This is a genomic window from Candidatus Pseudoscillospira sp. SGI.172 (genome assembly GCF_050313575.1).
Taxonomy (GTDB): Bacteria; Bacillota; Clostridia; order Oscillospirales; family Oscillospiraceae; genus Vermiculatibacterium.
On sequence record NZ_JBNPLQ010000050.1, the window covers coordinates 1 to 8,683 of the forward strand.

Here is an 8,683-nt window from a genome sequence, read left to right on the forward strand (position 1 = left end):
CGGCTATCTGGGCCGCAAGACCGGCAAGGGCTTCTACGACTATTCCAAGTGAGGGGCCGCCTATGAATTACAAAGCACTCTACCAGGAGAAGCAGATCTCGGCAGAAAAGGCGGTGCAGGTGGTCCGCTCCGGGGACTGGGTGGACTACGGCTGGTGCACCGGCACCCCCCGGGCGCTGGACCGGGCCCTGGCCGGGCGGTATGAGGAGCTGGCAGACGTCAAGCTCCGGGGCGGCATTCTTTTCGAGGTGCCCGAGACCATGAAGGTGCCCGACACGGCAAGACATTTTACCTGGAACTCCTGGCACATGTCCGGGGTAGAGCGGAAGATGATCGACACCGGAGCCACCTTCTTCAACCCCATGCGCTACTCCGAGTTGCCCCGATTCTACCGGGAGAATGTGGAGCCCGTCCGGGCGGCCTTCCTCCAGGTGGCTCCCATGGACAGCCACGGCTGGTTCTCCTTCGGCCCCAACGCCTCCCATCTGGCTTCGGTGTGCGAGAGGGCGGAGTACGTCTTTGTGGAGGTCAACCGCAGCATGCCCCGGTGCCTGGGGGGCTGGGACTGCGGCATCCACCTCTCTCGGGTCTCCGGCGTGGTGGAGGGCAACAGCCCCTCCATGTGGCAGTTGGGGAGCGGCGGTGCCCCCACGGCGGTGGATCAGGCGGTGGCCGATCTCATCGTACCCGAGATCCCCAACGGGGCCTGCCTCCAGCTTGGCATCGGCGGGATGCCCAATACCGTGGGGGCCATGATCGCCCAGAGCGACCTGAAGGACCTGGGCGTCCACACCGAGATGTACGTAGACGCCTTCGTGGACATGGCGGAGGCAGGAAAGATCACCGGCCGGAACAAGGCCCTGGACCGGGGGCGGCAGACCTACGCCTTCGGTGCGGGCAGCCAGCGGCTCTACGACTACCTGGACGACAACCCGGAGTGCATGTCCGCCCCGGTGGACTACACCAACGACGTGCGGACGGTGGCTCAGCAGGACAACTTCATCTCCATCAACAACATCATCGAGCTGGACCTGTTTGGCCAGGTGGCGGCGGAGACGGCAGGGGTCCGCCACATCTCCGGCGCGGGCGGACAGCTGGACTTTGTGATGGGGGCTTACCTCTCCAACGGCGGCAAAAGCTTTCTGTGCTGCTCGGCGGCCATGCAGGGGAAGGACGGGAGCCTGAAGTCCCGAATCAAGCCCACGCTCACCAACGGCGCAGTGGTGACCGACACAAGAGCCAACGTGCAGTATCTGGTGACGGAATACGGCATGGTCAATTTAAAGGGCACCTCCACCTGGGAGCGGGCGGAGAAAATCATCTCCATTGCCCACCCAGACTTCCGGGACGAGCTTATCCAGGAGGCTGAGAAAATGAAGATCTGGAAGAGAAGCAACCGCTGAGCAATAAAAGCCACTGTTAACTGTACCTTTTCCATAAAATAAAACTGCACCCCATTTGTGATCGCCACATGGCACCGATTCACAAGTGGGGTGCAATTTATGCTGTGCCGGTTTCCTCTTTCACGGGTCGGGCAGTATTCGGGCCCTTAAAGCCCCAGCTTTTCGGCTACTGCCGATAAAAAGCTCAGGTCGTTTTTAAAATCGGTGCGGCTTCCGTCACTCCACTGGACATATCCCTGCCATGTGGCGCTGAATCGGGAGAGAATCAGCAGATCGAAGGTCATGCGCACGCCCTGCGCCTCCTGTACCCGCTCCCAGGACATGCCGGACGCAGGCAGCCCGGGGTACTCCGGGCGCTTTTCCCCCTCCCGGAACGTGCGGATGATCTGGGCAGCCTGGGGATAGTCCTGAGCCTCCAGAATACGCTCGAGTTTCAGCAGCAGATCTCCCAGATCAGCGAAGGCAAAAGGCTCCATGATCCGGCAGCTGTATACCCGGCCGCCGCTCCCCTGATCCACGCAGATCCGGAACATGCCTTCCCTCTCTTTTTGTGTCATATTATTTTCCTCCTTCGAGACTGCGCTTTACGCTGTCCACATTGACGGCGTAGCGCAGGGCCGTCTCTTCCGAGATCAGTCCCTCCCGCATCAGCCTCAAGATACTCTGGTCCATAGAGATCATCCCCTGGCCTGAACCGCTGTCGATCACCGCACCCAGCTGGAAGGTCTTCCCCTCCCGGATCATATTCCGCACCGCCCCCGTGACTGTCATCACCTCAAAGGCCGGACGCTGGGTCCCGTCCACGGCGGGCAGCAGCTGCTGAGATACCACGCCCTCCAGCACCAGAGCCAGCTGAGTTCGGATCTGCCGTTGCTGTTCCGGCGGAAAGGCGTCTACAATGCGGTCCACCGTATTCACCGCCCCCACCGTATGGAGGGTGGAGATGACCAAATGCCCGGTCTCAGCCGCGGTGACGGCAGCCTGGATGGTCTCCGCATCCCGCATCTCTCCCAGCAGGATCACATTGGGTGCCTCCCGCAGGGCAGCCCGCAGAGCAGCCGCGTAAGACTGCGTGTCTGTGTGGAGCTCCCGCTGCGTCACCACGCTCTTCCGATGCTGGTGAAGGTACTCGATCGGGTCTTCAATGGTGACGATGTGGGCCTGTCGGGTGTTGTTGATGAGATCCACAATGCAGGCCAGCGTGGTGGTCTTGCCGCAACCGGCAGGCCCGGTGAAGAGAATCATCCCCCGGGGGCAGCCGGCCAGGCGAAAGACATGATCCGGAATGTGCAGCCGCTCCCGCTCGGGCAGGCGGAAGGCCACCACCCGGATGACTGCGCCCATGGAATTGCGCTGGCGCAGGGCGTTGACACGAAACCGGCTCAGCCCCGGAATGGCAAAGGAAAAATCGTCGTCCCCCGTGTTCCGAAAGGATGTGATGTCCCGGTCCGCCAGCCGGTACAGGTCCTCGGCGAGCGCCCCCGTCTCCTGAGCCGGCAGACGCTCTCCTTCCCGGCGTAGCTCTCCGTTTATTTTATAGGTCACAGGCAGTCCGGCAATGAGAAGGATGTCGGAGGCCCCCTCCCGCACTGCCCGCTCTAAAATCTCCGTCAGTTTCATGGTTTCCTCCCGTTCGCGGTCTCTTTCCCGGCAGCGCGCTGCGCCCCCGGCAGACCGGTGCCGCCCCACACCGGCAGGGCCTCGGCCTCTCCGCTCTCCTCTGTCCGCACAGTGCTCCACTCCAGCCGCTCCACGGAGCCGTCCGAGGCCCTGCGGAGACGGATGCGCAGAGATTGGATCTCCGTCATGGGGATCGTCTCCTCCCGCTCAGCCTCGCCGCTGCGGGCGAAGTCCGCCTCGATCCGGCAGGCTTGGGCATCGGCGGCATAGTAGGCGCTCACCGCGTCGGCATTGGCCCGGCTGAGCCGCTCATCCGCCCGGGCCGTGAAGAGAGACAGGGTGGAAAAAACCGACAGGATCAGCACCAGCAGAATAGTGAAAATACTGGTCAAGCCGATCCCGGCACCGGCAAAAAAGCCCTTCTCAGCCCTCATTCCGGCGCACCTCCCCGATGGTATAGACCGTCTCTCCGTTCCAGGTCACCGTGACCTCCGCACCGCCGCCCTCCGTCTCCCGGAGTTCGCCGGTCAGCTCTTCCTCCTCCACGGTCCGGGGGGCGGCCTCTCCCGCCTTCCAGTCCTCCGCCAGGGTCTGCGCCAGATAGACCGCCCGGGTCAGACGCTCGCTCCCCCGGCTGATGGTTCCGGCCCGGACCAGGAGCAAAACGCAGATAAGGGCACACACCGCAAAGACACAAAGGTCCAGCACCAGCTCCAGCAGCCGGGACCGCCCGCCCCTCACAGCGCACTCTCCCCACAGCGCAGGGACACACTGGTCTCCCAGGTCCCGCCGTCCGAAGCGGTGAGCGCCAGGAAAATACGGCTGCTTTGGGCCCTCACCGACATAACCTCCATGGGAAAAAGCGCGGTCCCGTCGGCGGGGACCGCCTCGGAATCCACTCCGGCATAGAGCTCCCGGAACTGACCGTCATAACAGTAGAGCAGCAGCTCGTAGCCCTCCTCCTGTTCCAAGCGCAGAGCATCCCCGCCGCCGAAAGAGGTCACCTCCACCGCCCCGGCCCGGTCGCTCCGGCGGAGCTGGTTGGTGAGATAGGACAGGGCGGTCCGGCCGGCGCCGGCCTTCTCCGCCCGGGTCGTGCACTGTCGATACACCCCTCCGGACAGCAGCGTCACTCCGATGGCCAGGACGGCGAAAAGAGCGCACAGAGCCAGACTGGGCAGCTCAGTTTGATCCCTGCGCACAGCGCTCCCTCCTTCCGGTCAAGATCTGAGCAGTACGGTGATGTCCGGGGACAGATTGTCCGCCATGTAGCGGTAGTCTACCATCCACCGCGTCTCATCCACCGAAAGGCCGTACCGGTCCCGCAGCTCCTGCAAAGACCGGGGATAAGCTCCCTCGATGGCATAGCACTGGACCGCAGAGCGGCGGACGGCGGCCTCCACCAGTTCCCGGCTCTCCCGCCGGGCCGCAGGCGCCACAGCCAGCTCCGCCGCGGCGCCTGCCAGCAGCGCCCCCGCCAGCAGAACAGCCGCCGGGACCCGCCGGTCTCTTCGGCCCGCCACCGCTCAGCCCCCCAGGGCGGTGAGCATCCGCGCCAGGGGGAGCATCACCGTCAGCAGCAGCGCGGCCACCGCCGCGCACAAAAAGAGAACCAGTCCGTATTCAAACCGCCCCAGGCTGCTCTCCAACCGCTCCTCCGCCCTGTGGGAGCAACGGCTGGCGATCTCCTGCAAAGCCCCCGCAAAGTCCCCGGAGCGGAAGCCTGCGGCCAGAAGTCCGCTCTGGAAGGAGTCCAGCAGGCCTGATTCCTCCACGGCCCGGGGGAATTCTTCTCCCTTCGCCATGGCGGCCCGGCAGGTTTCCATGGCCCCGGCCAGGGGCCCCCCCGTCAGGAGTGCGGCACAGCGCTCCGCGCTCTCATCCAGGGCCATTCCGCTTTGCAGCATCAACGCCATGGCCGAGGCAAACCGGCTCCGGGCAGCGGCCAGCCCCACCTCTCCCCGGGCAAAGAGCCCCAGCCCGCCGCCCCGGCGGAACCAGGCCAAAAGCAGCAGCGCCGCGGCCGCGCATGTGCCCGACACGGCCATGAGGGCCAACCGCCCCCCCGCGCTGACTCCCGCCACCCCCAGTTGGGCGAAAGCCCGGGTAAAAATGGGGAGGATCCGCCAGGCCAAAAAGAAAAAAATCGCCCCGATCAGGCCGATCATGGTCAGTGGATAGGTCACCGCGCCCCGGAGCGCGGCGTGGGTCTCCCCTTCCCGCCGGTCATAGTCCGCCAGAGCCGCCAACACCTGTTCCAGCCGTCCGGAGGCCTGGCCCAGTTCCACCTGGCGCAGATACTCCGGGGGAAAGCGCCCAGTCCGGGCCATGGCCTCGGCCAGGTCCGCGCCCCCGGTCAGGGCCTGCCCCAGCTCTGCCAGAGCCTCGGCCAGCGGGGCGCTCGGCTTTTGGGCGGCCAGCAGGTCCACGCTGTCAGGCCAGCTCAGCCCGGCCCCGTACAGTCTGGACAGTTCCCAGCTCAGAGAGGAGCGCTCCTCTTCCGTCAACTGTTTGGGCATCGGGTCTCCCCCTCTCTGAATTAAGGCGCACAAAGGCGGCGGACAGCCCGGATCCGTCCGCCGCCCGCGCTCAATAGGCGTATTTCTGCTGATAGTTGGACGGGTTGGTCACATAGTCCAAAATGGGCTTGCTGCGCTTTCCGCTGGAGGTAAAGGTGGGGTCCATCATGGTCCAGTTCACCCCATCGAAATAGATAATCCCTTCCATCCAGCCGTCCTTCTCCGAATAGGCGCTGATCCAGGCGTGATAGATCGTGCCGGCATAGCCCACCACCAGCTTGCACGGGATCCCCTGGCTGCGGAGCATGGCGGTCATCACGGCGGCATAGTCAAAGCAGATCCCCTTCTGTTCTGCCAGCACCTGATCCACATTGGGCAGATAGCCGCTCTGGACCGTGGCGGCCTGGGCAGAGTCGTAAGTGAAGTGATCCACCACATAGTCAAAGACCGCGGCCACTTTTCCCACTGTGCCCTCCACTCCGCCGGTCAACTGGGCCGCCTTGGCAGCCGTGGCCGAATCCGCGGTGTAATTGACAAACTGATTGGAGTAAAGGAAGGGGGCCATGGGGTCCCTGAGGGTCAGCTCCAGGGTGCAGGCATACGCCTGGGCATAGCGGTTGCCGGTGGTGTTCTCCAGGATTTTCACCGTGTAGTTCCCGTTCCCCTCCGTCAGGGGATAGGTCTCCCGCTGCCCGGCATTGTTGAGGTCATAAGTGTAGGTCACCCCGCCCTCTTTGATGATCTGTGCCTTGATCCGCACATTCTTTCCCCCGGTATAGCGCAGGAAGAGATACCCCTCAGCCAGGTTGGAGGCGTCCACCTCCCCCTTGTCGTTGGCATACACACTCACCCCCTGCTTGACCTCCGCACGGCCGGGCAGCGTCCCGGCCGCGGCGCCGGTCCCGAGGACCGCGCAGGACAACGACAGCGCTGTGGCCACAGCCAGGGCCGGAACCAAAGCTTTTCTCTTCTTCATGCAGATTTCTCCTTTGCAGGCAGTCCGGCGGCATCCCCCGCCGGCAGGACCGCGTCCAGCGCCCCCCGGATCACCAGTCTGTGATCGGCCACGCCGATGGGGGTGCAGGTAGTCAGAGTCAGACAGCTGTTTCCGGTGGCAGCGATCACGCTCCAGTCATCGGGTTCCACCACCGCGGTGCCGGAAAATAAATACCGGTACAGATGTTCCGAATCGGAAAGGTAGAGATAATCCCCCTCCGCCAAAGTATCCAGATAGTAAAAGGGCATGCTGTCGGTGATGCGCCCGTTTTTCAGCCCGTTGCGGTGTCCGGCAATGGAGACGTTCCGGTTCCCCTCCCCCGGAAGCTGGGCGTATTCGTAAAGCCCAACTCCACGCAGCAGAGTGTCTGCGTCAGTCCCGTCCAGCACCGGCACATCCACCGCCAGCGCAGGAATTACCAGACGCAGCGCCCCGTCCGTGTATGCCTTCCGCTCTGCCGTGACGGTCCAACCTCCCACCTTCACCCCGTCCACAACCTCTCCGGGCTGGTAGGTCTGCTGTGCTGGGTCAGGGGTCGGCATCATTTCCGAAACATCGGAGGTCGAAACCGGAGCAGGCTCCGCCGTTTCCCCCCTGGGAGTCTCCACCGGCGCGGCAGGCGGACCCGGACGCATCAGGAATGCAGCCAGTGCCAGCAAAAACGCCGCCGCCAGCAGCAGCGCGGCCGCAATTTTTCGTCCCACTTCAGCTCAGCTCCCGCACCTTGTAAGACAACTTGAGGCGGATCGTGCGGTACTTGGCCCGGAAATTGGAAAAGACCCGCTCCATGACCATCATGCTGTCCTCGAAATTGGCACCGGAAAGCAGAATGACATACTGTGCCGCGCTGTATCGGGACACCACATCTCCCCGACGCAGGCTCTCTGTCAGTGTGCTCTGAAGCCGCTCCATGGTGGCGTTCAGCGCCTCCAGAGGCGGCATGGAGCCGTCGGTGTTGGTGACGGTCACCAGCGCCACATGGATGCAGGTCCCGTTGCGGGCGCTGCGTCTGGATTCCAGGCGGTAGATCTCCCGGAAGAAGCCGTACTCACACACGAAGGCCCCCGTCCGGCGGGCGGTCTCCCGCAGCTGTCCCTGAATGATCTCCAGGTCGGTCTCCAACGCCTGCTGGCTGGCCATGATCTCCCGGTACACCGCCTGGAGTTCTTCCGACGGCCGAACGCCCAAACTGCGGTAGAGCAGTTCGGTCGTATTTTCATACTGACTCAGAGCCGCGGTGTCCTTTCCCTGCCGGATCAGGGCCCGCAGCAGAGCGCAGCTGATCCGCTCGTCCAGCGGATCCACCCGGATCGCCCGGGCGGCCAGACTCTCCATGGCTCCGTACTCCTTTTTTTCCTCCAGCAGCCCGGCACACAGCAGCGCCGTCTCCATGTACAGATTATGCAGCCGCACCGCGATGGGGATCACCCACATCTGCCGCCCCATCTTGGACATGAACTCTCCGCCGTAAAGATCCAGCGCCTCTCTGCCGCTCCGCACCCGGGTCCCGGACTCCAGCCGCAGATCGCCGCATCGGGCGCAGAGCGCTTCAAAACGATCTGTGTCAGTCCGGCATTCGATCTGATCATTCCAGATGTAACCGCCCCGGTTGGAGAGAATGGGCGCAGTCCCCTCCGGAAAGAGCGGCAGCAGCATTTGACGAATGCGATAGAGCAGAGTTTTCAGGGCATTGACAGGATTTGCGTCACTGTCGTCGTCCCACAGCAGGTCGATCAGCTCACTTTGAGTCACCCGGCGTTTCCTGTTCAGGATCAGGTATCCCAGAACGCCGAACAGCTTTCTGGAATGGCTGTTTTCATCGCTGATCCGCTCCTCCCCCCGGCAAACGGAAAAGCTGCCCAGCATCGTTACATCCACATACAGCTTCTCAGGCGCCCCCGTTTTCTGTCCCGACACGCTCAGCTTCATCTCATCCCATCTCTTTCCCCGCCATCAGTCGTGTTTATAGTTAAAAATATTATATAATATCTTTCGGGATTTGAATAGGTTTTTACGGATTTTTTTACATATTTTTTCAAACATTTTTTCTTTTTAGATCTCTGCACATAAAAAGGCCCCGCCGAAAACTGAACAGCTCCAGTAAAACCGGACAATAGACAAAAGGCCCCCTAATGTAGGAAAAC

At 62.9% G+C, this 8,683-nt stretch carries 11 protein-coding genes; 1 reads left to right on the forward strand and 10 read right to left on the reverse strand.

The window, feature by feature from the left end; all coding sequences use genetic code 11:
* Positions 1-62: 62 nt before the first annotated feature.
* A complete protein-coding gene (locus ACQRD3_RS12920) occupies positions 63-1,403 on the forward strand; it encodes a butyryl-CoA:acetate CoA-transferase (RefSeq protein WP_427781662.1) in 1,341 nt (446 codons plus the stop codon).
* Positions 1,404-1,549: 146 nt separating this feature from the next.
* Here the strand turns inward: ACQRD3_RS12920 and ACQRD3_RS12925 are convergent, their stop codons facing one another.
* From ACQRD3_RS12925 to ACQRD3_RS12970, 10 genes are all read right to left on the reverse strand, one after another.
* Complete coding sequence (locus ACQRD3_RS12925) at positions 1,550-1,960, reverse strand: hypothetical protein (protein ID WP_427781663.1); 411 nt, start codon at positions 1,958-1,960, stop codon at positions 1,550-1,552.
* A 1-nt stretch (position 1,961) separates the two neighbouring features.
* The gene (locus ACQRD3_RS12930; protein ID WP_080906118.1) at positions 1,962-3,023 is read right to left on the reverse strand and encodes a PilT/PilU family type 4a pilus ATPase; all 1,062 of its coding nucleotides are present in this window, start codon (positions 3,021-3,023) and stop codon (positions 1,962-1,964) included.
* Entirely contained in the window at positions 3,020-3,457 is a 438-nt protein-coding gene (locus ACQRD3_RS12935) for a pilus assembly PilX N-terminal domain-containing protein (protein ID WP_427781664.1), read from the reverse strand. The genes ACQRD3_RS12930 and ACQRD3_RS12935 overlap by 4 nt, the downstream gene beginning before the upstream one ends.
* On the reverse strand, positions 3,447-3,764 hold the full coding sequence (locus tag ACQRD3_RS12940; protein WP_080906120.1) for a hypothetical protein: 318 nt from the start codon (positions 3,762-3,764) through the stop codon (positions 3,447-3,449). The genes ACQRD3_RS12935 and ACQRD3_RS12940 overlap by 11 nt, the downstream gene beginning before the upstream one ends.
* Positions 3,761-4,225 (reverse strand): DUF4860 domain-containing protein, encoded by a 465-nt coding sequence (locus ACQRD3_RS12945; RefSeq protein WP_427781665.1) that lies wholly within the window; start codon positions 4,223-4,225, stop codon positions 3,761-3,763. Before ACQRD3_RS12945 ends, ACQRD3_RS12940 begins: the two co-directional genes overlap by 4 nt.
* A gap of 18 nt (positions 4,226-4,243) precedes the next feature.
* Positions 4,244-4,546, reverse strand: coding sequence for a hypothetical protein (locus tag ACQRD3_RS12950; RefSeq protein ID WP_080906122.1), 303 nt, complete (start codon positions 4,544-4,546; stop codon positions 4,244-4,246).
* 3 nt (positions 4,547-4,549) lie between these two features.
* A complete protein-coding gene (locus ACQRD3_RS12955; RefSeq protein WP_427781666.1) occupies positions 4,550-5,542 on the reverse strand; it encodes a type II secretion system F family protein in 993 nt (330 codons plus the stop codon).
* A 70-nt stretch (positions 5,543-5,612) separates the two neighbouring features.
* On the reverse strand, positions 5,613-6,518 hold the full coding sequence (locus ACQRD3_RS12960; RefSeq protein ID WP_427781667.1) for a transglutaminase-like domain-containing protein: 906 nt from the start codon (positions 6,516-6,518) through the stop codon (positions 5,613-5,615).
* Positions 6,515-7,243: a sortase gene (locus ACQRD3_RS12965; protein ID WP_427781668.1), complete on the reverse strand. Its 729-nt coding sequence runs from the start codon at positions 7,241-7,243 to the stop codon at positions 6,515-6,517. The genes ACQRD3_RS12960 and ACQRD3_RS12965 overlap by 4 nt, the downstream gene beginning before the upstream one ends.
* Before the next feature lies 1 nt (position 7,244).
* The gene (locus ACQRD3_RS12970; protein ID WP_080906125.1) at positions 7,245-8,468 is read right to left on the reverse strand and encodes a BTAD domain-containing putative transcriptional regulator; all 1,224 of its coding nucleotides are present in this window, start codon (positions 8,466-8,468) and stop codon (positions 7,245-7,247) included.
* Positions 8,469-8,683 lie beyond the last annotated feature (215 nt).